Source organism: Limosilactobacillus walteri (assembly GCF_014830205.1).
Classification (GTDB): Bacteria; Bacillota; Bacilli; order Lactobacillales; family Lactobacillaceae; genus Limosilactobacillus; species Limosilactobacillus walteri.
On sequence record NZ_QORN01000001.1, the window covers coordinates 16195 to 41478 of the forward strand.

Genomic DNA, 25284 nt, shown 5'->3' on the forward strand with positions numbered 1-25284 from the left:
TATATATCATTTTCGATATATTAAAGATATACCAAAAATGATATATAGTCAAATTAACCTTCAAAATAAGCATATAGCTTTTCAGCGGTGAGACCTTTCCGTTGTTCAGCGTTGAAATCAGCTTTAATTTCACCATCTTTGAGGACAATGAGGCGATTTCCATAGGTAAGCGCATCTTCAAGATTATGAGTAATCATTAAGGCGGTTAAATGGTCTTTAGTAATTCGCTCATTGGTTGCGTGAAGAAGGTTTAAACTGGTATGCGGGTCTAAGGCTGCAGTATGTTCATCTAGAAGTAAAATATCTGGCCGCTTCAAGGTAGCCATTAAAAAACTTAGTGCTTGTCGTTGACCGCCAGAGAGTGCTCCGGTTGCAGTATTCATACGATTTTCAAGCCCGTTATTCATTGTCGCGGCAAGTTTAGTGAACCGTTCCATATTGCTTTTTAGCTTACGGGGAATAAGATGCCGACGTTCACCGCGTTTAGTAGCTAAAAGCATATTTTCAGCAACAGTCATCCGCGCGGCCGTTCCAAGTTTAGGATCTTGGAAGACGCGTGAAAGAAATGAGGTCCGTTGTTCTTCAGTAGTATTAGTAATATCTTGGCCGTTATGCAGAATAGTCCCGCTATCAGCGTGAAGGTTACCACCGATGACATTAAACAGGGTTGATTTACCAGCACCATTTGTCCCTACGATAGTGATAAAGTCCCCCTCATTGATTTTAAGGTTAAGACCCTTAAGAATCGTTGTTTCGTTTGAGGTTCCCTTATTAACAATGGTTTTGACATCCTTTAATTCTAATATTGGTTTACTCATGTGGTCGGACTCCCTTCAAAATTGGCTTTTTAAGGTGAATGCGTTCTTCTAATTGTGGCAGCATCATGCAGATAGCAAGAACAACAGATGAAATAAGGTTCAAGTCATTAGCTGAGAAGCCAAGTTGGAGGACAGCTAGCAAGATGATCCGATAAATAATACTACCGAGGGTCACTGCAACCAGTCGCTGATTTAACGTTAATTCGCCAAATGCTACTTCACCGATGATAATTGAGGCGAGGGCAATAACGATAGTGCCGATCCCCATATTGATATCCGCATAACCATTGTTTTGGGCAATTAGCGCCCCACAAAGACCGACCATACCGTTGGACACCATTAACCCAATAATTACCATTGTGTCAGTGTGGATTCCTAGTGATTTCGCCATTGTTGGATTGTCACCAGTCGCAATAAAGGCTTGCCCATAGTCAGTTGCAAGGAAGAAAATAAGAAGAATTGTTACGATTGCGATTGTCACGATGCCGATAAAAATACCATCAAAGTATTGCGGGAGACTACGCATGAAAGAGCCGCTAAATAATGTTCTTTGTCCTAGCAAAGAGACATTTGATTTTCCCATAATTCGTAAATTTACCGAATAAGCCGCGGTCATCGTTAAAATTCCGGCTAATAAACTTGGAATCTTTCCCTTGGTATAAAGCAGACCGGTGATTAGTCCAGCAATCATTCCCGCCCCTACGGCAATAAGCGTGGCTAAAAAGGGATCGATACCGTGCGTAATAGCCGCAACAGCACTCGCAGCCCCCAACGGGAATGTTCCTTCAACCGTCATATCAGCAAAATCAAGGATTCTAAATGTAAGGTAAAGGCCGAGACCGAGTAATGCCCATAGTAGTCCTTGCCCGATTGAAGATACGATTAAGTTCATTTGTAAACCTCTCCTTTCGTTTCCGCTTCCTTTTCAAATTGTGGCGGAATTTGTAAATTAAGTTTGCGGGCCTGCTTAAGGTTAAGAACAGGAGTACCGTGTTTCATGTATTCAATTGGCATATCTGCCGGTTTAGACTTGCCTTTCAAAATCGCTACCGTCATTTTAGCGCCCTGCACTCCTAATGCCCGCTGGTTAACACTGTAAGTTGCAACTCCGCCTTGCTTAACCATGGTGTCAGCAGCGGGGAAGACTGGCTTATTAGCAGCGTCAGCATTCTTGACTAATGTTTGCATTGCCCCCGCAATCGTGTTGTCAGTTGGCACAATTACAGCATCGACTTGACTAAGCATTTGTTCTGATACTTGATTTAAGTCGTTACTATTAGCGATTGAATAAGCTTTTAAGTTAATGTGCATCTTTCGGCACTCTTTTTTAATCTGGTGGTAGCCAGCAACGGCAGAGGCATCGCTGGACGTGTAAATTACACCAAGGGTCTTCAGGTGGGGCATAAATTGTTTAATTAGGTTAAGCTGCTCATGGATTGGCGCTTGGTCAGAAACCCCAGTAATATTACCGCCCGGATGTTGATTGTTTTTAACTAAGCCGGCCGCTTTGGGGTCAGTAACTGCCCCCAAAACAATTGGCGTTTTAGTGGTTGAATTAGCTAGTGCCTGAGCCGCGGGCGTCGTAATTCCAAAGAGAACAGTAGAGTCATCGTTAACTAATTTGGATGCCATTGTCTTGAGATTACTCTGGTCACCATTGGCATTTTGATATTCAATTTTGATATTCTTGCCATTATGGTAGCCTTCCTTAGCAAGTTCATCGACATAGCCTTTGTAGATGTCATCTAACGCTGGGTGGTGCATTAGTGTTAATACACCAACCGTTGGGACCTTTTGTTTGCTTACCAGACCATTATTTTCTTTGAAGAATGCGAAACAAAGAAAAGCGACAATAATTGCAATTAAGCCGTACATTCTTTTCATAAAATATCACCTCACAAAATAATAAAAAACGAGAGCCCACCCTACGGACTCTCGTTTTTAAAGGCAAATAAAAAGTCCGCATGTGGATCCATGCGGACTGAAATGAACATCAAACTCAGCCGGCACAGATGCAATCTGTCTTTTCAGGTCGCATCCATGACGAAACAACCTGAATCACCGGCTTTGCCAACGAGTATTAACGTTGATAGTTTGATATGCGTTCATTATACTTACTCCCTACATAATTGATTGTTGTTAAGTATAGCGAATGTTCTTTTTACTGTCAACAGGATTATTAAAATTTACTTAGAAATATTAGTGGCTTGATTAGTGGTAAAATTTTGATAGTAATCGATTCGAGGAGTATTTCAAAATGAAAAAGCAATTGGTTAATCCATACTTGCCAGCTAATATTTGTATTCCTGACGGTGAGCCGAAAGTCTATGGTGATCGCGTTTATCTTTATGGCTCACATGACATACCAGGAACTAAATTTCCTTGTCAAGGCGACTACCAGTGTTGGTCAGCCCCGGTTGATGATTTAAGTGCTTGGCGAAATGAAGGGATAATTTATCGCCGCCAGCAGGATCCTTACATTAAAAGAATGATGGCTCATAAGCTGTGTCTACCATTTTATAAATATTTATTTGCTCCCGATGTAGTAGAAGTAAAGGGGCGGTGGTACTTATATTATGGAGTAGGGATGTCAGGTGCTGGGATAGGGGTGGCAGTAGCAGACCAACCGATCGGCCCGTTTAATTATTTAGGTCGTGTTCATTATCCTGGACCTGCTAATTTAACCGATGTTGATGGTGACGATGAGTTTTTACTTGGGAAAGGCCAGCCAATGTTTACCATGCCGTTAGGAATCCCACACTACCACTTAGCATATTATCCATATGATCCAGCAGTTTTATACGATAATGGTCGTTTATTTTTATATTTTGGCTATCAGCATTGCTATGTGACGGAGCTAAGTCCTAATGACATGCGGACGATGGTCAAAGCGCCAGAAATTCAGAATTATATTTCACCGGATTTTGCAATGAATGGCGATGGCTGGCGGATGGAGAACGGGGCATCTATTAGAAAATATGATGATCGCTATTATCTCAGTTACTATGCAACAAAGAAGCGAGCTAGTGCGTTATGTTACGCAACCGCAGTTAGTCCATTTGGTCCGTTTTCGTATCAGGGGGTTCTAGTATCGTTAGGGGATAGTGCCTTTCATCAACCGACTGCCTACCTTGGAACGACCCATGGAGGGATGTTTTATGCTAATGGACATTATTATCAAAACTTTCATCGGCAAACAGGAAGTCGTTATTCTGACCGACAGGCATGGCTAGTTGAACTAAAAATGAATCCCAACGGTGCTTTTAGTCCGGCAAAGTTTACTTCACAAGTCCAACGGCAGGGCGGCTTGGCTTGGGATTATCAATATCAAGCCGCTAGCGCCTGTGTCTTTTTAGACCGTAATGGAAAATGTCAAAAGAAAACGACCCCTTATTTGATGATTAAAGGTCGGCAACAATGTGTTACCAATCTTCGTGACGGATCAATTGTGGGGTTCAAGTACCTTGATTTTCGCCAAGCCCCATGTTGCCTTAATTTAACCCTTAATTTCACTGGAAAATGCCAAGGAATAGTTGAACTGCTATTAGATCGGCATATTGCAGGAAAAGTAATAATAAATAAGGAATCATCATCTGGAAAAATTAAGATTACGCCGGGGATTCATTCGGTTTGTTTTCGATTTAAGGGCCTTAAAAAGAGTCAGTTTCTTTCTTTTAAATTTAGCGTTAGTGAATAAAAAGTTAATTACAGAAAAAATAACCGCAAGACGTGCGCCTTGCGGTTATTTTATAGCTTTACTCCTAGTTCATGCTGATGTAGAAACTAGGGGTGTAGTAGTTAATGTTACCAGTTTGAACGTTTTGACCAGGTTGTGGTGCTTGGATGTAACCACCATTACCAGTAGCAATTGCAACGTGGTAAGGAGCACTATCGGGACCCCAGAAGTAGAGGTCACCGCTTTGCGCGTTTTGGATATCAGTGTGGTGAGCACCGAGGTTAGTTTGTTGGTATGTAGTCCGGTAGTTTGAACCAAGACCGTATGAGTATTGAACTAAACCTGAGCAGTCAAAACCACCTGGTTGGTTACCGCCCCAAACGTATGGGGTACCAAGTTGTGCTTGGGCTGTAGCAACCGCCGAAGCAGTGGAACCGTTACCTTGACCAGCAGCTGCTTGAGTTGCTGGAGTAGCAGATACGGCCGCAGTGCTTTGTACAGTAGTGCTGCTTTGTGGAGCAGCAACAGCTTCAGTCGCAGCATATGTAGTTTGAGTTGGCGTTGCGGTAGCAGTTGTAGCTAAAGTAGTAACGTTGTTGTTAGCAGCTGAACTTGCTTGGGTTGCATTGATAGTAACGTTAGCCGTGCTTACTTGGGCAGGTGCTTGCGATTGAACGGCAACGCTGTTTTGAGCAACGGCACTGTTATCAGATGCAGCAGAAACAACAGTCATTGGTTGTGCTTGGTCGGCAACGTTGCTTGCGTTAGTAGCAGAAACAACAGGAGCATTAGAAGCAACCGTTGATTCTGTTGTTTGAACAGCAGCCTGACTAGCAGTAGCATTGTCAGTTGCGGTTGGCATTGCAACAGTAGCGGCAGCAGAAGCAGTACTGATAGCAGAAGTTGGGATAACTAATTGTTGACCAACGTAAATGACGTTAGGGTCAGCCAATTGGTTAGCTGATGAGATTGAGTCAATAGTAGTTGAGTACTGTTGCGCAAAGCCCCATACAGTGTCTCCTGATTGTACTTGAACTTGGGTGTCAGCACTTGCAGTGTTAGCAACGGCCAATGCACCGGCAGCACCTAATGCGGCAGCAAGAACTTTAGACATAGTTTTTTTCTTAGCGATAATTATTCACTCCTGAATTCGATTTTTTTGATTTTATGTTATGCAACTTTTGTGCACTCTTTTACTATATGATGATATTGTGAAGAAGATATGAAAAATACCTTAAAGTGGGTAATGTTACAAAATTGTTAAGTTGCTGTAATAATTTGGAGTGGGTTTATTTTTTGCTTAAGTGTTTCTTTATGGAGGGAAAAGCTTTAAAAATATGAAGGTGCCCTTCGCACCTAGGACACCCATCATTAAGCTGATCACAGAAAAAAGTTTTCAACTTAAAATCGCAAAAAACATATAATGTGTAATCTAAATGAGAAACCCGAAAATAATTACACATCTCTACTGGCATATGCACACTGTTTTAGAAAGAAAATCACCAGCAGTAAGGTGTAGTAACAAGATTATGTCTTTTGAGATTGTGGGTATTATATATATATATATATATATATAAGTCAAGACTTTATTTCAAAAAATTTTTTATTCTAGAAAAGATGATTGTACTAGCATATCCCAATAAATTGAAGCTCAACCCTAAAATATGATAGTATGGATAGCAGTTTTAGCTCGTAATAAGTAAGAAGGGGAGAATATAATGGCAGTATTAGATGTTGAGGGACTGACAATGAGCTACGCGGATAAAAAGCTCTATGAAGACGCCAGCTTTCAACTAGAAAAACATGAACACATGGGGATTGTTGGTCAAAATGGCGCGGGAAAGAGTACTTTAATCAAAATTCTCATTGGTAAGACACTGCCGGTAGATGGTAGCGTGAAGTGGCAAAAGGGCGTCAAAATTGGTTATTTAGACCAGTATGTTGATATTCCGGCGGGGATGACACTGATTGATTTTCTTCACACCGCCTTTTCGGAATTATATCGGCTTAATGATCAGATGAATCAGTTGTATTCGGACTATGCTGAAAAGATGGATGATGAATTACTAACCAAGGCTGGCCGCATTCAAGAAAAGCTTGATGCAAATAATTTTTATGAGATTGAAACTGAAGTAGAACGGGTAATGAATGGGTTAGGCTTAACTGATATTGGCAAGGAGCATATTGTCTCTGAAATGAGTGGTGGGCAGCGATCTAAGATTATTCTCGCTAAGATGCTTTTAGAAAATCCAGATGTCATCCTGCTTGATGAGCCGACAAATTACCTTGATACAGCGCATATTGAATGGTTGATTAATTACCTTAATGACTTTGATGGAGCTGCAATGATCATTTCTCATGACTATGATTTTCTAGAAAAGGTAACTAATACGATTTGTGATGTGTCATTTGGCAAAATCACCAAATATCGCGGAAGCTTCCAACAGGCAATGCGCCAAAAAGAAGAACGGAAAGAAGCACAAGAACGAGAATATGAAAAGCAACAAGTTGTAATCGAAAAGGCGCAACGATTTATCCGCAAAAATAAGGCCGGTTCTAAATCGACCATGGCTAAATCGCGGGAAAAAATGCTAGCGCGGATGAAGAAGATTGATCCGCCCGAGGATAACCTTAAGGCAACTTTCCACTTTCCGTATGAGAATACAGGCTCTGCTAATGCCCTTCGAGTTGAGAAGTTATCTGTCGGGTATAACCGTCCACTATTAGCACCGGTCACTTTTTCGATGACAATGGGCGAGAAACTGCTATTTACCGGTTTTAATGGGGTTGGTAAGTCTACTTTGATTAAATCAATTCTTAAAAAGATTCCGGCACTTAGCGGGACCGCCACATTCTCCCCGTCTGCACGGATTAACTATTTTGACCAAGACTTAGAATGGGATGACCCTAATCTGACGCCCTTGCAGACGATTCAGAACATGTTTCCAACAATGCAGCCACGAACAATTCGGACAAAATTAGCCCGAGCAGGCATTAATGCGGCAAATACGATGAAAGAAATGAGCCTCCTATCGGGGGGAGAACAGACGAAAGTTAAGTTGGCGATTCTTGAATTAACGCCTTGTAATTTCTTGATTATGGATGAACCAACGAATCACTTGGATGACGAGACTAAGGAAGGGCTAAAGAAGGCCTTGCAAGAATTTCCAGGAAACCTCATTCTCGTTAGTCATGAGCAGGGTTTCTTTGAAGGATGGCTTGATAAGATCCTCAATGTGGAAAAACTTAGCTTGAAATAAGATTATTTCTAATATCTATGAGACAATGAATTCAAAAGGAGGGAAGAATTATGCTGCCCTATTCGCTTTCTGAAATCATTGTCTTATTTTTTACTTATTCGGTTATTGGTTGGTTATGGGAGACGTTTTACTGCTCGCTTAAGGATCACCATTACGCTTATCGGGGCTTCTTGTTTGGCCCTTATTGTCCAGTGTATGGCTTTGCGGTAACAACGATTTTAATCACTACACAGCCAGTCCAACATAATATTTTTCTACTATTTATAGTAGGGCTTATTGTCGCCTCGATTTTTGAATACGTTGCTAGTTGGTTTCTGGAAAAATTCTTCCATCTGAAACTATGGGACTATTCGCATTTAAAAGGAAATATTCAAGGACGGGTTGCCCCGCAAATCTCATTCTTTTGGGGAATCGGGGTTGTGTTATTGGTTAAGTTTATTCAGCCCGTCGTCCAACGTGTAATTAATTGGGAAGAATCATGGACCCACGGGATGCTCGCTTTAATCATTGTTTTAGTGATGGGGACAGATACGGTTATGACTATGATTAGTGTCAAAAAGTTCCATACGACTACCAAACAGTGGGATGAGCGAGCAATGGCATACCGCAAGAAGCTGGAGAAACGACTTAAAGATGCGGCACCCGAAGAACGTCCGACTCTCAAACATCACCTTCATGACTGGCACCATCAATTTGCTCACCGCTTAAACCAAGAAGGAGCTAGTAAACAATTAAGCTGGAACCATCGTCGTTTGTTGAAGAGTTTCCCAAAGATGAAAGTTACTGATAGTAAGTACTTTAATGATTATAAAAAGGGTCTCAAGAGTAAATAATGGTAATTTCAAATTCTCGCATTATTAATATTAACTGGTTATAATAGCGACAATCGGAAACAAAGGAAGTTTAATGATGAAAAAGGAAACAAAAATAATTAGTGTCAGTGTCTTGGCATTTTTGATCATTTTATTTGGAATTGTGGCAATTGTGATTCATCAGTCACCACAGGTGGAGCGGGAAACACATCCGGCTGATATTACGGTAAACGAATTTATTAGCCAAGTCGCCCCCGCTGCTCAACAAGAACAGAAAAAGTACCACATTCCGGCAAGTATTACCATTGCTCAGGCTGGAATTGAATCTAACTGGGGACGGAGCAAGCTTGCCAATAAGTACAACAATTTATTCGGTATTAAAGCAAATCATGACGATCAAAAAGTGCAGATGTATACGACTGAACACGTTCGCGGTCGGGATATCCAAGTAAAACAAAATTTCACGGTTTACAATAGCTGGGCCGACTCAATTAAGGCGCATACGCTATTAATTATTAATGGGACGGCTGATAATCATGCTCGTTTCCGCAGCGTACAGACTGGTACTGATTACCGACGTTCCGCAATCGAATTACAGCGCAATGGCTATGCGACTGACCCCGACTATGCCAGCAAGTTAATCTACGCTATTCATAAATTTAATCTCGCACAATACGATAATATTAAATAAGTAGGAAAAATCATGAAATTTTTAATCGCACCAGATTCATTTAAAGGAAGCTTGACGGCAAAAGAAGCTGCAATTGCGATTGCGACAGGATTGAAGCGAGTTTATCCGCAGGCTGATTATGAGGTTGTTCCCATGGCCGATGGCGGGGAGGGCACTGTCCAATCGTTAGTTGATGCGACTGGCGGTAAAATTATGACGGCTAATGTTCACCAGCCGCTCGGTGAAATAGTGCGGGCTGAATATGGATTATTAGGCAATAGTAAAACGGCCGTAATTGAAATGGCAGCGGCGAGTGGGATTCAATATATTAATGAAGAAACAAGAAATCCGTTACTTACGTCAACCTATGGAACCGGTGAATTAATTCGGGCAGCATTAGATCAAAATGTTGACCAGATTATTATTGGTCTCGGCGGAAGCGCAACTGTTGATGGTGGTGCTGGAATGGCACAGGCGTTAGGGGCGCGCTTGCTTTCATCCGCGGGACAAGAGATTCAACCAGGTGGTGGCGGTCTTGCCGATCTTGACCACATCGATATCACGGCATTAGATTCACGCCTTCAGCAAACAAAAATAATTATTGCCTCTGACGTGACCAACCCGTTAACAGGCAAAAGCGGCGCAGCGACAGTCTTTGGGCCGCAAAAGGGGGCAACCGCTAGAATGATCGCTCAGTTAGATCAAAATCTTCATCATTTTGCGATGATTGTTAACCGGGACCTTGGCCGTAACTTGGAATTTACTCCTGGGAGTGGTGCCGCTGGTGGTCTTGGCTTTGGCTTATTAGCATTGACGAATGCTGAAATGCGTCAAGGAATTGAAATTGTGACTGAGTACAGTCACCTTGCAGAGAAAGCAGTTGGCAGTGATTATGTTTTTACAGGTGAAGGCGGGATGGACTTTCAAACTAAATTTGGTAAGACCCCCTATGGTGTGGCAAAAGTAGCTAAAAAGGTTGTGCCCACCGCGCCAGTAATTGCGCTGACTGGTAAAATTGGTCACGGCGCGGCAAGCTTGTACGAAGAAGGTTTTATTGATGCTATTTTTTCAACACCTAATGGCGCTAAGTCGCTTACTCAAGCGATTCGGGAGGCAAAAGCTGATGTTGCCCTTGTTGCGGAAAACATCGCAAGATTAATTAAAATGCAATAAAAGGGAGCTACGGAAAATTTCCGCAACTCCCTTTTATAATAATCCATGAAACACTTATTAATCTGCTTCGCTTTGAACGTTGGTGGAAGCAACCCGCTCACGACGGAACCAATGAACTAAGAGACCAAGAACTAAACCGACTAGCGCTGGAACTAGCCAAGAAAGCCCCATACTTGCAAGTGGCAGTGTGCTTCGGAGTGACGCAACTGATTGACCAAATGCGCTTTGGCTTACAACTGCTGGGAAAGCAACAACCATATCACCGAGAGCTGGTACCACGGTGAAGAGGACCACGAAGAAGTAAACGACACCATCACGATTGAAGAGTGGTGATGCAACCGATAATAGGATAAGAACCATTGATAATGGGTAAAGGAACATTAACATTGGTGTTGACCAAGCGATGATTTGATCTAATCCGAAGTTAGCCGTCAGGAATGAAGCAAGGCAGCTAAGGGCAAGCCATGCGTGATAGCTAACCTTTGGGAAGTGCTTGTGGAAGTCTTGAGCAAAGGCTGCAACCAACCCAACAGCAGTAGTAAGACAAGTAACTGTCAATAAGAATGCAAGAACGATTTGACCGAAAGCCCCTGCATAAGCGTTAACTAATTGGTTAAAGGCTACCCCGCCATCAGGAGAGACCTTGAACCGCCCAAGTGACATTGCTCCTAGAAGGATCAATAATAAGTAGATAAAAGCGACAGCCCCCATCGAAAGTAAACCGGCTTTAGCAACAACCTTGGAAACATCCTTTTCGGTGCGTTGACCCATTGAGCGAACAGCAGTAACAACCGTAACCCCAAACGCAAGACCGGCAAGAGCATCCATTGTGTTGTATCCTTCAAGGAAACCGTTAGTTAAAGCTCCATGAACGTAAGCACTGGTCGTTGGTGCAGTAGCAGGGTTACCAAGCGGCTTGGCGAAACCAACAACGAAAACAAGGAATAAAAGGACTAAGAAGACAGGGTTTAATACCTTCCCGATGTTAGCAAGGATGTCATTTTCACGATATGAAAAGAAGAATGCAGCAGCGAAAAATAGTGCTGAGAATAATAGCAATGCTAATGATTGGTATTGCTTGTCAACGAATGGTGCAAGACCAACAGTGAATGAAACGGTCGCAGTCCGTGGAGTTCCAAATAATGGACCGATAGTGGCATGGATAAGAACCATGAACACAAGGGCAAAACCAACCCCGAGCGGCCGACCGATATCGAAGACCCCTTCGGCCCGCGTAACAGCAACAGCTAATACTGATAGTAGCGGTAGTAACACCCCGGTGATTAGAAAACCAACGGCTGCCGGTCCCCAATGACTACCGGCTAATTGTCCAAGGTGTAGTGGAAAAATCAAGTTTCCGGCCCCAAAGAATAATCCGAAAAGTAACGACGCAACAACTAAATAGTTTTTGAATGTTAACTTGCGCGATGTTAAATCTTGCATGTTTTCTCCTCCTAATCTGATCCCAACAAAAAAGTCCCTTAGCCAAACTGGCTAAGGGACGCTGAGCGTGGTACCACCCTATCTTTGTATTGCTATTGCTAACAATACCTCACACGTACGGCCATTGCTGGCGATACGCTGACACGATAATGGGTGTAACCACTACAGCTTACTGGTATTTAAGCTGTAGACTCGAAAGTGATTTTCAATTAAAGTCAAAACTGTCTCCTCACACCAACCGAGACTCGCTGAAGTTATCGTTTAACCTACTCTTCTTTCTCATTGCGATCGAATAATTAAATTGTTGTAACTAATACTAACTGATTTTTAATAAAAGTCAACAGTAAATTAAAAATTATTTATATTTTTTCAAATCCTCGCTGCTTTCCGCATAGGCCGGGTCACCGTTCAGCGCGCGGGCAACCGCCCGTTCAACGGCTGTATTAGATGTGACGTTAGCAATCGCAAGCGGCTTTTCGTAACGTTTAGCGTGGTGATTGGCAAGTTGGCTGATGCGGTGGTGGATGGCATCGATGCAGACAACCACAAAGTCAGCGTCCCGGATTTCCCGTTTTAATTTACTGCTGGAGACTTTTTCTTCGGCAGAAGCATCCAAACCACGGAATAAACCATGGTGTTTATCAATTACTGGTTTTAGCCCCTTAACCTTATTACGGATGCCGGTGATGACTAGGACCTTTCGCTGGTGCAGGTCGTAATCGAGTTTCTTTTCATAGTCGTGCCGTGGATTAGAAGGTTTTTTAACGACTTTTGGTTTAGCTGGCTGCTTAGTTGTATCGTAATCTTTCTTTTCATGAATCCACCGAATGGAACCATCTTTTGCGTCTGCTAGACCATTGCCGCGGTCATAGTATGCATAATCGATAACCATTCCCGCTTTGATTTCCCGTCCCGGATATTTGAAGGGGTCAATCACAATGGTATTTTCAGGGGCTTCATCCACGATTGAATTTCCCTTAATGGTATTGCTGATCTGGAGAACATCCGAACCAGCAACTTGTTTTAATTCCCCATACTCAATGACATTAATTTTTTCAGAAGTATATTCGCGAAGGTGATCTCCCGTAATCCGACGAATAACAGGAAGACCACGAACTTTTTGGTCATAATCTAATTGCGCGATATCACCATCTTCAACTGGGAAGGGAAGCGAGTGGAGGAGGGCTTCCGAATAGTATCGATGGTTAATCTCCGCCCCGCTTAGTTTGCGGTGAACAATGTACCGATTATCCGCGGCCAGCCGTTCTTCTTCGGTAGGCTCTTTTGGTACTGGGACAACAGGCTCGTCCGATACCGGAGTAGTTGAAGCGGAGACTTTTTCTTCGTCGATTGATGGCCCGGTAAGAAGGGATCTTAAAGTCTTACGGGCATGGGGAGACAGTTCATTCCCCGTCGTTTGGACTTTTCGTTGCACAAAGCGGGGTGTTGTCTTCTTTACTGGTGTACTTTGTTGGTAATGGTTGAGGATGTTAAGGATCAAGGTTAAACTCCGCTGCGTCTGCAATAAACTTTGCGGATCGGCAGAGGTATTGTTTAAAAGATCGATTAATTCTTGACGATAATCATAAATTTGCATGACGATTTCCTTTCTTAAAATAAGCTACTAACTTCAATGATAGCAGTATGTTAGTGTGCTGTCAGTAATTAAGTGTAGTTTAGGCGCCTTTCTACGGTATAATAAAAGGCAAAATAAGTATTGCGAGGATAAAAAATGGCACAACGGTTAATAAAATTATTTTCTCATAATGATTTGGATGGTTTTGGAGCACCATTATTACTTAAGACGCTTCAACCGGTAATGTTTGAAAATACCGAATTTGAGATGACTAACTGTGGGGCAGGACGGATTGATGAAGAACTGAGCCGCTGGATGCAAACAGCAGAGGCCAGCCGTTTTACCGATGTTTATATCATGGATATGACGCCAGATAGTGATTACTCCTTTAAGTTGCTTAATGAACGTTTTGCTAACCATTGGCTCGTCTTTGATCACCATGAAAGTGAAGCGGAATTACGGCAAAAGTATGCCGCTAATAGTATCTCGCCTGCTGATCCAACGGTTAACCCGAGTGCAACAAGTTTAGTTTGGGATTGGCTAAAGACGCAACCAAAATTTGATAAGGTTGAACAACAACGGCAAACGGAATTGGCATACCTTGTAGAGCTGATTCGGGCGTATGATACCTGGGATTGGCAAAATGATCCGGAGATGCCCGAGCAAGAACGGATTGATGCCGACGATTTTGACCAGCTCTTTTGGTTCTATCCGCTCCAAGATTCAGAAGAGTTTGTGCAAAATGTTTTCAATGCTAGTTGGCAACAGTATCAAGAAGCTAACCGGCTATTGATTCGGACGCTTAATGAACGGCGGGCAAAGTATCTTAAGAGTCATTTGAAAGATGTTTTAGTTGCCGAACTTGATGGTCATAAATTCGGGGTAGTGTATGCCAGTGATTACAAGTCTGAAATTGCCCATGAGCTATTAGAAGAGCATCCAGAGGTCGATGCAGCCTTAGTGGTTAGTCCGGTTAGTATCTCCCTCCGTAGCAATGGCAAGTTAGACGTTGCTAAATTTGCGGAGAAGTATTTCAACGGGGGTGGGCATGCTGATGCTGCTGGTGGCCGCTTAACGGTCAACCCGATTGAAGTTGGTGAACAAGCGGTTATCGACGACCTCAAACAGACAATTGCAAACCAACAAAATGAACAAAAGACCACGGAAAGTACGCTGGCAGATAATCTTGATCCAGAAGTTGCAGCAAAGATGGCAGTTTTGTTTGGGAAGAAGTAGGTCATGACAAGAAATAATTAAATTCAAAAGACAATTTAGAGTAGAAACGAGGCTAGCGGCTGAGAATAACAAAATTTTTCTCAGCTGCTAGCTTCGGTTTGCTTTAAAAATAAAATTTAAATTTAATTTTAAATAAAAATTACCGTTGTTAATCCCATGATTATCATGTAAGCGCAACTATTTTTTGATTCATCAAATCGACACTAATAAAAAATTAGCTGTTGTTTTTAATTTTAATCTTGCTATAATCTCTTTAATCTGAATTTAATAAAAGAAAGAGGGAGAGATTTATGTGGGATGGCACACATATTATGACGTTAAATAATGGGTATCACCTGTGGACACATTCAGAAAATACGGCGGGTTCAGAAGACTTGCTATGCTTGCATGGTGGTCCCGGAGATACACATGAAGTTTACGAAAGATTTGGATTAGAGCTAAAACCACTTGGGGTTACCGTTCATACCTACGACCAGCTTGGCTCTTGGTATTCGGATACGCCGGACTGGAGCGACCCACAGATCCGTAAACAATATTTGGATATGGAGTATTACATTAGTGAAATTGAGGAAGTCCGCCAAAAGCTGGGTCTAGAAAAATTCTATTTAGCCGGGCATTCATGGGGTGGCCTTTTATCAATGGAGTATGCGCTCCGCTATCCAGAACACTTAAAGGGCTTAATCATTATCAGTATGATTGATAATGTGGCTGACTATGTAACGCACTTAAAAGAAATTCTTAATGATGAATTTGCCCCTTATCAAGTTGCGTATATGAGTGAAACAGAACGGCGCGGCGATTATCAAGATCCGGCATACCGTAAATATATTGACCATATGTATAAAGAGTATGTGAACCGCAAGCAACCGTCCAAGATGAGTCACCAAATTGATATTCAATCTAAGCCGGTTTATAACACCTTCCAAGGTGACAATGAATTTATTATCAACGGTGATTTGGATGGATGGGATCGAAGCAATGATATTCATAATATCAAGGTGCCGACGTTATTGACCTTTGGGGCTCACGAAACGATGCCGCTTACGACAGCGCAAAGGATGCAAAAATCAATTCCTAATGCACGGTTGGTTGTTACGCCGAATGGTGGTCATAACCACATGGTTGATAATCCAGAAGTATTTTTCACTAATTTGCGTCGCTATTTCACAGATGTTTTTCAAGGAAAGTTTGGTGAGTGAATGTGCAACAGTCTGATAATATGCTAGAAAAGATGGGCTACCAGCAACAACTCGACCGCCGACTGACTCTCAAGGACTTAGTTGTTTATGGGCTGGTATTTATGACCCCGATTGCACCGTTTGGAATTTATGCCTCAGTAGTTACGCCTGCTAAGGGGATGGTTGCACTTGCCTACTTGATTGGGGTAGTTGCGATGTTTTTTACTGCTTTGAGTTATGGGCAAATGTCACAGGCGTTTCCAGTAGCAGGATCGGTTTACGCATATGCCCAACGTGGAATTAATAAACATGTTGGTTTTTTAGCTGGGTGGATGATTTTGCTTGATTATGTATTTGCGCCAGCGCTACTTTATGTAATTGCGGCTAATTCGTTGCGGACATTGGTACCAGGGGTTCCGCCATATGTCTGGGTAATTGCGTTTATTGTTATTAATACTGTCATCAATATCCGGGGAATTGAATTTACTAATAGGGCTAACTTTATTTTTCTAGGCCTTGAACTGGCTGTGTTGTTAATCTTTTTAGTTTGCGGAACTTATGGCGTCATGCATGGTGTCGGTGATGGCTTTACTGCTAAGCCTTTCTATATTGCCCAAGATTTTAACCTTAATTTTGTCTTTACGGCTGTTTCAATCTGTGTGTTGAACTTTTTGGGATTTGACGCAATTAGTACCCTAGCTGAAGAGACAAAGGGTGGTAATAAAACTGTAGGCCGCGGTATCATGTTAGCATTATTCGTAGTCGGACTGTTATTTATCGCGCAAACTTATATTGCGGCCTTGCTGCACCCGGATTACACATCATTTAAGAGTGCGGATACGGCATTTTATGAAATTGCTTTTTCGGTTGGTGGTCGTCCGCTCGAAATCATGACGATTTTAGCGACAATCTTTTCATGGGGGATTGCTAATTCCATGGTTGCTCAAGCAGCAATTTCACGGATCTTATTTGGAATGGCTCGCGACCATAACCTGCCAACTGTTTTAGCAAAGGTACACCCTAAATATAAGACCCCATATGCTGCTAATATTTTAGTTTGTGTTGTTTCATTAATCGTTGGGGCAATCTTTGTTAATCAAGCAAACGTCTTATCTGCATTAGTTAACTTTGGCGCCTTGGTATCATTCTGTGTAATTCATGTTTCTGTAATCAATTATTATCTTCGACGCCAGCATTCAAAGGATTACCTAAAACATCTTGTATCGCCATTGATTGGTTTTGTAATTATTGCCTATGTTTTACTAAATATGGACATACTTGCTAAGGTAATTGGATGTACATGGTTTGTAATTGGGTTGTTCTATTATCTAATAATGCTGCATACGAGAGATTCTGTTGAATTGAAGGATCTTGAGTAGGATAAAAAAGCCCCTCAAATTGAGGAGCTTTTTTAGTTAACTGATGAGCCACGGGTTAGGGATGCGGCCAACCTTAATGAAATAGTCGGTGAAAAGGGCTAGCAGTCGTGGTGAAATTGTGAGAGGATGATGTGAAGCGGGCGTGATAGGGCGGATATGGAGGTCTACCTCTGGTAATTGTTCTTCAAAAATTGTCACCTGCCATTTAATGTAATAAGTTGTGTCAGCTGGTAAGCTCAGGAGTAATTGCAGGTCGTTGACGATAGTAGCAAGGTCGTGGCAATTATGTTCAAATTGTGCTAGTTGAGCTGGCTTAATGTGACCATGTTCTAGTGGTAGCTGCTTTTGGTGCTCTTGCCATGCCGTTTGTAATAGTTCATCAAGAATCGGGACAATTTGTTTTTGCGATAAAATCATATGAATAACTCCTTTGAATTAATTTCAAAGGTTTTAGCGAGGCGATTAGCCTCGAATATCAAAAATCCCAAGCTGTTATAGCTTGGGATTTTTGCGTTTAAGTAATTATTTTGTGTATTTAAGAATTCTTAAAAATGAATCAGTTAATTCAATTGCTGTTTTAGGATCTTTTGATTTAAGTTCAAAACAAAGCTGATCAATCTTAGAAAAATTAGTTTGAACTTCAGAAGGTTCATTGTTATTAAAATCTGTATTTTCAAGTAGTTGTGTAATTGATATTTGTAAAGCGGCCGCAATTCGTTTTAAGGATTTTAAACTTACATTTTGGTCACTTGTTCGTTCAAGACGAGATATAAAGTTAACGGATAAGCCGCTTAATTCAGCTAAACGCTCTTGTGTTACCCCGAGATGTTTTCGAATTGCTCGCATGTTGTCCCCGATATCCGCGATAACAGTCACCTTCTTTTTTATTAAAGATAACTGAAAAAATTTACTGATATAACGATATTTGTAAATATTTTTAAAAGTTAAAAACTGTTAATAAATGCATGTGTTTTTATATAAATAGTTATCGATATAATAATAAATTTAAATAATTATTGCTTTTAAAATTTTTTACCTATCACATATATTACTAAAATAACAGTAATTATGAAAAGTATTACACGATAAATAAGAAGCCATCACCATTGCAAACTATTAATATAGTGTTATTTTTAAACGGAGAATTGTATAAATTATCTAGTTTTGCCCAATAACACTATATTCATAGGGCGCTTTATTTATGGAGGATTTTGACATGAAAAAACTTCTTGCGATAACTGCTACGATGACGATTGCGCTATCGTTAGCTGCTTGTGGCAATTCTACAAATTCGACAAGCAAAGAAAATAGTAGCGTAAGTTCATCGAAAAAAGTAGTTAAACACCATCAAAAGAAGGCTTCTAGTAGTAGTTCGTCTAGTTCATCACAGGCTGATTCATCAGTAGCTACAAGTGATGAACAACCAAGCGCAGCATCTTCATCTGTACAAGATAATGCACAAAGTAACAGTTCGAATGATAACTCGGTTAACGCAGAAAGTACCTCGGTTGATGCTGAAGGAAACACTCATCATATTACAATGTCAGGACAAACGGCCGATGGTTATCAATTAGGAACCGATATTGTAACAACGCCAGACGGGCAATCACGAATATATGAATATTCAAAAGCTATTGATAATTAGAGTGGGGGATATTTGAGATGGAACAAAAATTACATTACAAATTATTTAAGAATGGTAAATATCTATGTACAATGGCACTTTCTACCGTGGTGGCTATAACTGCCCTAGGCGTCACTTCCGTTCATGCTGATGAAGTTACGGCTAAGACAACAGATGCGCAAACTACCCAAACTAGTCAAAGTGCTTATCAGCAAAAAGCAGCGCAAAATGAACAACAGTTGTCTGATTTAGCTGCATCTAATGCGGCTAAAGAAACTACTGCTGCTAATTCATACGCGCAAGCTAACCAACAAAGTGCTAATGCCACAAGTCAACAAATCGCTGACCTTCAAGCACAAGCTGCTCAAAAAAAGCAAGATGCAGCTCAACAAATTCAAGCTGCTTCCGATGCAATGACTTCAACTATTACTAGCCAAACACAAGCCGTTAACAATTCGGCTGCTGCCGCTACTAGCGCCGCTCAACAAGCTAACGCGGCTAGCGAAGCTCAAATGCAATCAGCAAACGCAGCTACAATCGCGCAAGCTGAACAGCAAGCTCAACAAGCCGCTGCTCATTCAGCTGCCGCCATCAGCAACGCTAATGCGGAATATCAAACTGCTGTTAACAACGCTAATGCTAGTCATCAACTAGCTACATCTGCCGCTAATGCGGACTATACTGCTAACGTTAACAATGAAAATAATACGTACAACGCCAATCAACAGCAAGTTAAGAACGGTGTAACCGCTGCTCAAAATGTTGTCAACCAAGCTCAACAAGCTGTTAAAGATCATACAACTACTGAAACGGTCACGGTTCCCGGTGAGAAGAAAAACATTAAACGTATTACAGATGCAAAAGAATTTAATCCATATGTATCTGATACTATTATTTCACGTTGGAAAAACAAATATCACAACGATAATGATATATATTTGAACACACAATTAGGGAGTTATTCACGTATAGGTGCTACTGATTCAGTGAAAGATGTGCCATCAAGCATTGCTGAAATGCCGACCGATTTTCAACCAGGTTTAATTGCTTATAATCCTGATATTGACACATCGGAAGTTGTTACTAATGGCACATTAACCGATCGGCAAAAAACAATTATTAGTTTATTTGCCACTAGTTGGGCTAACGGTTATCGTGACTGGATGTATCATAACGAGCCGGCCGTTTACCAACATGTTAACAACAGTACTATTAATCCGTTTTCAGCAGATACTGCACCATTACAGTTACATTTCACTGATGCGATGCAGCAATTAAGTAAAGAAATTACTCAAGAACGTGAAAGTAACTCATTAACCAATGATGAACACACAATGTCATCTAGTACTCACCCTACAACACGTGATGAAACAAATCTTCCAACGAGTACCAAATTATATGATTATTATAACACAACGCAAAAGCAAGCACCATTCGGTGAATATAGCACGCAGGCTAGTACGTATTATACGGAAAATCTTGAAACGATGGTTCCATATCTTAATAAAAACAAGCAACTAACATTACTGGGGTATTTAGTCGGCCTCTATAATATGACCCAAGACATGTGGTACGGTGAATTATACGACACTCATCCAGCTACTATGAAAATTGGCGGCCATGCTGAAAGCATGCTGCATGCTGATTTAAATTGCATTTCGTTTGGCTTACAAAAGCTTACACCTCAAGAAGATAGTCATGGCTTTACAGATGGCGAGTACGCCTTCACTTTCGACCCATTTTCTTTTTATCCATATTGCATTCATATGACGCATGATGCTGACGGTAAACTTAACACTCGTAGCTTATTTGCTGAAGTTGATCCATCTACTGTTCCTGATCAAAAGATTGTTAATTACTACAATGATTTTAAGACGAACCTTGACAAGATGCTAGGTTCAGATGTAACTGCTCCTGAATTTGAAGCTGCTGTTTCATACGAAAAGAACGGTACTGGCTCACATACTGAAGCAAAAACTGTTACGCCAAAGGAATATACTGACGCTTTAACTACCGCTCAAAACAACCTGAAGCAAACAACTGCTGATGCTAATGACAAGCTTCAACAATTATCACAAACTCATCAGGATCATTTAAAGAATCTTGAAGCCATTCGTGATAACGCTATCAAGCAAGCCGACGCTACCTTAAAGCAAGCCGTTGACCAGGCCACTAAGACACGTGACGCTAAGATTGCTAATGCTCAAGGCGATACAACTAACGTCGCTAAATTAAAGCAAGAACTCAATCAAAAGTATCAAGCCTTAGTTAAGTCTAATCAAGCTAAGTTAACTGCAATCGAAGCCAAGCGTCAACAAGATATCGCTGCATTAACTGCTCAAGCAAAAGCTGATTATGAAGCTAAGGTTAAGCAGTTAGGTGTTGACGATACTGCTGTTCAAGAACAAATCAAAGCGCTTCAAGCTGCTCACCAAGCATTTGTTCAAGCTAATGCTGATAAATTAGCTCAACTAAAGGCTGATGATCTCAAAGCTTATAACGACTTGAAAGCTAAACTTGATGCTGAATTAGCTCAATTGGCATCAGTTGACACAGATAAATCACACGATACGATTCAAACTGGTAACGGCGATCACACTGTTATTTTGCCACCAGCTAAACATGACGACCAACAACAATCAACGGATCATCAAAGTAGCGATGCTGGGGTGAAAAAAGTGAATAAGGCTGATGATACGAATACAGTTAATAATTTGGACATGAATAACACTGTAAGCAAAAATACACAAAAGAGTGTTAATGCTGGCTCTACAAACAATCTTACTAAAACTAGTGACTATCATGATGCAATAATTAATTCCAAGATTGTGATGCCTGCTACTACAGTTAATGAATTGCATAATAGTCTTGTTAATGAAAATTTGACAGCCAATATTACCAACAAAGGTAATCACGGTTCTAATAATGAACATGATGTTAAATTACCACAAACAGGAAACACTAATTCATTACTAGCAATCACGATGGGGACAGTAAGTGCAATGTTTGGATTAGGATTAATGCGAAAGAAACGGTACTAAGTAAAGATAAGACAAAATGAGAAATTTTATTAAAAATAATAGGAAGTTATTGATTATAGCATTGGGCGTAGTTTGTGCTTTGGTGGTGATAATAATAGGGCACAAGGCTTATGAACAGCAAAGGGATGAGCAGGCTGTGGATGAGATATCAAAAGCCTGTAAAAAGACCCCATCCATGAGTGGATTGTTTAGTAAGTTCCAGATAGCTGGTGTTGATACCCATAAAAAAGTGTTGAATCTTCAAATGAATGAGGAACTTAGTAATCGATTGAAGTCAAACATTGGCTCGTATATTGAAGATAATATTTCTGTGCTTACAAGAACATTTGGTGACCCTACTCGACATGAAGATGGTGAAGGAAATCTGCTAGTTACAGGGGATGAAATAGAACCAATCTGTGATACGATTTCTTCAAATAAAAAATTTATTAAAGATTTCGGTACTGGTTGGGAAATCAAGGTTTACAATGCTCAGGGAGACATTGCTTATATATATTCTGATGATAAGTTTTTAGATAAGCCCGAATTACATTTAGATTCAGTTATTGCTAAGGGACAGCAAGAACATGATGAGAACGCTGTTAGACTTACAGAAGCAGTATTAAATGCGGTCGGGAATCGAAACTAAGGGTTAAAGTTAATAGGAAAGGACGCTACGGATAGATGTAGCGCCCTTTTTATTATTAAACTAAAGTAAGAAATAGTAGAAAGGATAGATGATAATGAAGAAAATGGTTTTGTTAGTGGTTACGATGTTTGCAGGTATATTGTTAGTAGGATGTGGAAAGCACAACGAATCAAGCCAGAATAAGAATACGCAATCAGTAATACAAAAGGAAAAAAGTGTTGATCATAAAGTATCATCGAGTCCTGTGAAATTAGCAGCTAATAATTTAACCCCGCAAGAAAATGCCGCATTAGTTATGTACTATGGTGGTGTCAAGAATAATCAGAATTATGTTAGGAAGATAGATGAGAAAGGGCAACAGATAAATGTGACTTTATATAATATAAATGATGCTGATAGGTTTAAGATAAGAGGTGATATTCCAGCGGGGGCCCAGATATTATATTCGGTTAAATTGAAAGAAGGAAAGGGAAGTGCCTATTATACGATAGTTGGTAATAATACATATATTCTTGATAATCATAACGGCTTCATGAAAGAACCTTTTACAACTGATGAAATGGTAAGTCTGGCAAATAAAAATAATGCTGGGGCAATGATAAAAAATGTATCCTTGGATTCACAAATTAACGCTAAACGAAACGATACATCAAATGAAAGTGAAACCAATAATGAACCAGAGAAAATGACCTTTGATGAAGCGGCTAGTTTAATTGAAAAAGGTGGATTTACTGATTTCTCTTATGAGAGTGCAATGCAGCTTCCAATGGTGGTTATATAATGGTTACTTATCCTGGAGCAAAGGGGGAGGATAGATTTATAGTCACTAAGACTGAAAAAAATAAATACCATATTGAAGCTCAGTACGGAAGCCTGAATGGTGGAACTTATACTCAGTACGAAGGAAAAGATACGGCACAATATGGACCTTCTTCTGCAGATGTTACTAAATAGCGTAAGCGAGAGTTGGTGATCAATCCAAGAAGGCCTATTGCTTATCTTGGATTTTTTAATATAAAAAGGACCATGACTAGCAAGAGTCACAGCCCCTTAGCTGAAAAGTAAATCAAGCGGTCTTGTGATCGTTGTGGGTAATGCTGTCTTCACGATAACCAAAGTAGAATTGAACAGCGGCAACGGCAATGTTTACCCAATTCATTGTAAGGAACCAGCCGTTAAGCGCGCTAGCATCGTGCGTCATGCCGTAATATACCCAAAAGCCAATTACAATTGCACATACATTAATCCATGCGAATGTCTTTTGTAGAACTTGATTGTCAAGAGCAAACCACATCCATACAACGTTTACTACGAACCAGATTGCAAGAATCCAAAAGATAACGTTGAACATAGTATTATCCCCTTTCAAATCTGTACCTACACATACGATAGATATGTTACCCACTAAAGAAGATTTACCTTTCACCTTTATTATAGTCTGTTTTAAATAAATGCTAATCAATAAAGCAATTTGGTTGTTTTTTAATTAGACGTTGAATTGGTTATGTGCATTAATAGCACGAATGTTTTAAATAAAAGTGCAAAAGGTGATTTTTTACGTATATATATTTTAGAGGGACTTCCTCAAAAATAAAATACGGGAGAAATTACTTATGGGTACAAACTTAGCAAAGAATATTGCAACGGTATTGGCAACTTGGGAAAAGATGACGATTACCAGCGACCCGCTGTTTGGGATGGTCATGGAAAACAAAGCGATTTGTTTAGAGCTAATTAACCGCGCGTTGCCCCGTTTAAGAGCAACGCAAATCGTGCAGCTGGTGACGCAAAAGGACATTAATGTGGCTGCAGCTCGCCGTGTCCGCTATGACGTGTATGTTCGCGATGAGCATGGCAATATTATTGTCATTGAAATGCAGGTAGCAGATAAACAGAATCTGCCTTATCGTTTACGGTATTATCAAGAACAGATCGATCATGGCGTATTATTACCCGGGAAAAATTACCAAGACCTAGGTGATCACCCAACCTATGTCATTATGTTTTGCGACTTTGATTACTATGGTCGTGGCTGGGCACGGTACACCTTTGAAAATACATGTCGCCGTGATCCGACCCTCAAGCTTGGCGATCAACGCACAGTGGTGGTTTTTAATGCGCTGGCGAAAAAATTTAAAAAAGATGAGGAACCGATCAAGGACTTTCTTGCTTTAATGCGCAATCAAGTAGACAATAAAAGTAAGTTTATTACAACAATTCAGGACGAAATTGCCAGAGTAAAGCAAGATCCAGAGAGGAGACGGGGCTTTATGAAGTTTGAATTAGAACTGATGGATGCGCGTGCCGCTGGAATTAAAGAAGGTATGAAAAAGGGTGAAGCTAAGGGAAAAATTGAAGGTATTCATGCCCTTATCCATACCCTTCGCGCCCTTGACATTGATGAAGCTGTTATCAAACAAAAAGTGATGAGCAGCTTTAACCTATCTGAACAAGAAGCAACTCAGTACTTAAAGGATACTAAGGATTAGAAATGAAAAAAGGGGGGATAACCTTCTCGCCAAGGTGGTTGGCTAATTGCGGGCGATGATTAGCGCGTCACGGTCTAATTATCATTCGTTAAAATAAAATAGGTATGGCTGAGAGAAGACAAAATTTTTTCAGCCATCCTTATTTTAAAAGTGCAAAAAGTGATTTTTTACGTATATATATTAATAGAGAACTATGAAGGAACGGAATTAGATAACAGTAGGAAGTAATTAATTATACTTCCAGTTCCTAACTGCTGGGAGTATTTTTTAAGCAAGCAAAT

General features: G+C 40.6%; 23 protein-coding genes and 1 other annotated feature. Of the genes, 14 read left to right on the top strand and 9 right to left on the bottom strand.

Translation table 11 applies throughout. The annotated features are described in order from the left end of the window. Positions 1-53 precede the first annotated feature (53 nt). The 3 genes from DTK66_RS00080 to trpX are packed head-to-tail and all read right to left on the bottom strand — an operon-like array spanning position 54 to position 2702. Positions 54-818, bottom strand: coding sequence for an ABC transporter ATP-binding protein (locus tag DTK66_RS00080; RefSeq protein ID WP_191667375.1), 765 nt, complete (start codon positions 816-818; stop codon positions 54-56). Then, on the bottom strand, positions 811-1710 hold the full coding sequence (locus DTK66_RS00085; protein ID WP_153931171.1) for an ABC transporter permease: 900 nt from the start codon (positions 1708-1710) through the stop codon (positions 811-813). The genes DTK66_RS00080 and DTK66_RS00085 overlap by 8 nt, the downstream gene beginning before the upstream one ends. Continuing rightward, positions 1707-2702: a tryptophan ABC transporter substrate-binding protein gene (trpX, locus tag DTK66_RS00090; protein WP_191667376.1), complete on the bottom strand. Its 996-nt coding sequence runs from the start codon at positions 2700-2702 to the stop codon at positions 1707-1709. Before trpX ends, DTK66_RS00085 begins: the two co-directional genes overlap by 4 nt. A gap of 373 nt (positions 2703-3075) precedes the next feature. On the opposite strand from trpX, the gene DTK66_RS00095 reads away from it, so the two are divergent. Next, positions 3076-4515 (top strand): family 43 glycosylhydrolase, encoded by a 1440-nt coding sequence (locus DTK66_RS00095; protein ID WP_191667377.1) that lies wholly within the window; start codon positions 3076-3078, stop codon positions 4513-4515. Positions 4516-4579: 64 nt separating this feature from the next. On the opposite strand, the gene DTK66_RS00100 is transcribed toward DTK66_RS00095, so the two are convergent. Beyond that, the gene (locus DTK66_RS00100; RefSeq protein ID WP_153931168.1) at positions 4580-5608 is read right to left on the bottom strand and encodes a C40 family peptidase; all 1029 of its coding nucleotides are present in this window, start codon (positions 5606-5608) and stop codon (positions 4580-4582) included. Between the two features lie 604 nt (positions 5609-6212). Here DTK66_RS00100 and DTK66_RS00105 point away from each other — a divergent pair. The 4 genes from DTK66_RS00105 to DTK66_RS00120 all read left to right on the top strand — a co-directional run bounded on the left by DTK66_RS00105 (position 6213) and on the right by DTK66_RS00120 (position 10409). Continuing rightward, the gene (locus DTK66_RS00105; protein ID WP_191667378.1) at positions 6213-7754 is read left to right on the top strand and encodes an ABC-F family ATP-binding cassette domain-containing protein; all 1542 of its coding nucleotides are present in this window, start codon (positions 6213-6215) and stop codon (positions 7752-7754) included. A 53-nt stretch (positions 7755-7807) separates the two neighbouring features. Next, positions 7808-8587, top strand: coding sequence for a putative ABC transporter permease (locus DTK66_RS00110; protein ID WP_191667413.1), 780 nt, complete (start codon positions 7808-7810; stop codon positions 8585-8587). 76 nt (positions 8588-8663) lie between these two features. Further along, positions 8664-9257, top strand: coding sequence for a glycoside hydrolase family 73 protein (locus DTK66_RS00115; protein ID WP_153931166.1), 594 nt, complete (start codon positions 8664-8666; stop codon positions 9255-9257). Between the two features lie 12 nt (positions 9258-9269). Next, positions 9270-10409 carry a glycerate kinase family protein gene (locus DTK66_RS00120; protein ID WP_191667379.1) on the top strand — a complete coding sequence of 380 codons (1140 nt, stop codon included), beginning with the start codon at positions 9270-9272 and terminating at the stop codon, positions 10407-10409. A gap of 57 nt (positions 10410-10466) precedes the next feature. Here the strand turns inward: DTK66_RS00120 and brnQ are convergent, their stop codons facing one another. Beyond that, a complete protein-coding gene (gene brnQ, locus DTK66_RS00125; protein ID WP_191667380.1) occupies positions 10467-11852 on the bottom strand; it encodes a branched-chain amino acid transport system II carrier protein in 1386 nt (461 codons plus the stop codon). A 51-nt stretch (positions 11853-11903) separates the two neighbouring features. Beyond that, positions 11904-12144: a binding site (T-box leader), on the bottom strand. Between the two features lie 63 nt (positions 12145-12207). Then, a complete protein-coding gene (locus DTK66_RS00130) occupies positions 12208-13449 on the bottom strand; it encodes a DUF2325 domain-containing protein (RefSeq protein ID WP_191667381.1) in 1242 nt (413 codons plus the stop codon). Between the two features lie 135 nt (positions 13450-13584). Here DTK66_RS00130 and DTK66_RS00135 point away from each other — a divergent pair, with 135 nt between their 5' ends. From DTK66_RS00135 to DTK66_RS00145, 3 genes are all read left to right on the top strand, one after another. Beyond that, the gene (locus tag DTK66_RS00135) at positions 13585-14664 is read left to right on the top strand and encodes a DHHA1 domain-containing protein (protein ID WP_191667382.1); all 1080 of its coding nucleotides are present in this window, start codon (positions 13585-13587) and stop codon (positions 14662-14664) included. 290 nt (positions 14665-14954) lie between these two features. Then, positions 14955-15863 carry a proline iminopeptidase-family hydrolase gene (locus DTK66_RS00140; RefSeq protein ID WP_191667383.1) on the top strand — a complete coding sequence of 303 codons (909 nt, stop codon included), beginning with the start codon at positions 14955-14957 and terminating at the stop codon, positions 15861-15863. 2 nt (positions 15864-15865) lie between these two features. Next, a complete protein-coding gene (locus DTK66_RS00145) occupies positions 15866-17221 on the top strand; it encodes an APC family permease (RefSeq protein WP_368356230.1) in 1356 nt (451 codons plus the stop codon). Between the two features lie 36 nt (positions 17222-17257). Here DTK66_RS00145 and DTK66_RS00150 read toward each other — a convergent pair whose 3' ends face one another. Both DTK66_RS00150 and DTK66_RS00155 read right to left on the bottom strand, forming a co-directional pair. Then, positions 17258-17638: a hypothetical protein gene (locus DTK66_RS00150; RefSeq protein ID WP_191667384.1), complete on the bottom strand. Its 381-nt coding sequence runs from the start codon at positions 17636-17638 to the stop codon at positions 17258-17260. 105 nt (positions 17639-17743) lie between these two features. Beyond that, a complete protein-coding gene (locus tag DTK66_RS00155) occupies positions 17744-18097 on the bottom strand; it encodes a helix-turn-helix domain-containing protein (protein WP_368356231.1) in 354 nt (117 codons plus the stop codon). A 340-nt stretch (positions 18098-18437) separates the two neighbouring features. Between DTK66_RS00155 and DTK66_RS00160 the strand changes: the two genes are divergently transcribed. From DTK66_RS00160 to DTK66_RS00180, 5 genes are all read left to right on the top strand, one after another. Beyond that, positions 18438-18866 (top strand): hypothetical protein, encoded by a 429-nt coding sequence (locus tag DTK66_RS00160; protein ID WP_191667385.1) that lies wholly within the window; start codon positions 18438-18440, stop codon positions 18864-18866. Between the two features lie 17 nt (positions 18867-18883). After that, positions 18884-21886, top strand: coding sequence for an LPXTG cell wall anchor domain-containing protein (locus DTK66_RS00165; RefSeq protein ID WP_191667386.1), 3003 nt, complete (start codon positions 18884-18886; stop codon positions 21884-21886). Positions 21887-22061: 175 nt separating this feature from the next. Beyond that, positions 22062-22514, top strand: a complete 453-nt coding sequence (locus tag DTK66_RS00170; RefSeq protein ID WP_191667387.1) for a hypothetical protein — start codon at positions 22062-22064, stop codon at positions 22512-22514. A gap of 94 nt (positions 22515-22608) precedes the next feature. Continuing rightward, the gene (locus DTK66_RS00175; RefSeq protein WP_191667388.1) at positions 22609-23295 is read left to right on the top strand and encodes a hypothetical protein; all 687 of its coding nucleotides are present in this window, start codon (positions 22609-22611) and stop codon (positions 23293-23295) included. Next, a complete protein-coding gene (locus tag DTK66_RS00180) occupies positions 23295-23468 on the top strand; it encodes a hypothetical protein (protein WP_191667389.1) in 174 nt (57 codons plus the stop codon). The genes DTK66_RS00175 and DTK66_RS00180 overlap by 1 nt, the downstream gene beginning before the upstream one ends. Positions 23469-23580: 112 nt before the next feature. On the opposite strand, the gene DTK66_RS00185 is transcribed toward DTK66_RS00180, so the two are convergent. Beyond that, on the bottom strand, positions 23581-23865 hold the full coding sequence (locus tag DTK66_RS00185; protein ID WP_153930834.1) for a hypothetical protein: 285 nt from the start codon (positions 23863-23865) through the stop codon (positions 23581-23583). Positions 23866-24127: 262 nt separating this feature from the next. Here DTK66_RS00185 and DTK66_RS00190 point away from each other — a divergent pair, with 262 nt between their 5' ends. Beyond that, complete coding sequence (locus tag DTK66_RS00190; RefSeq protein WP_191667390.1) at positions 24128-25003, top strand: Rpn family recombination-promoting nuclease/putative transposase; 876 nt, start codon at positions 24128-24130, stop codon at positions 25001-25003. Positions 25004-25284: the final 281 nt, after the last annotated feature.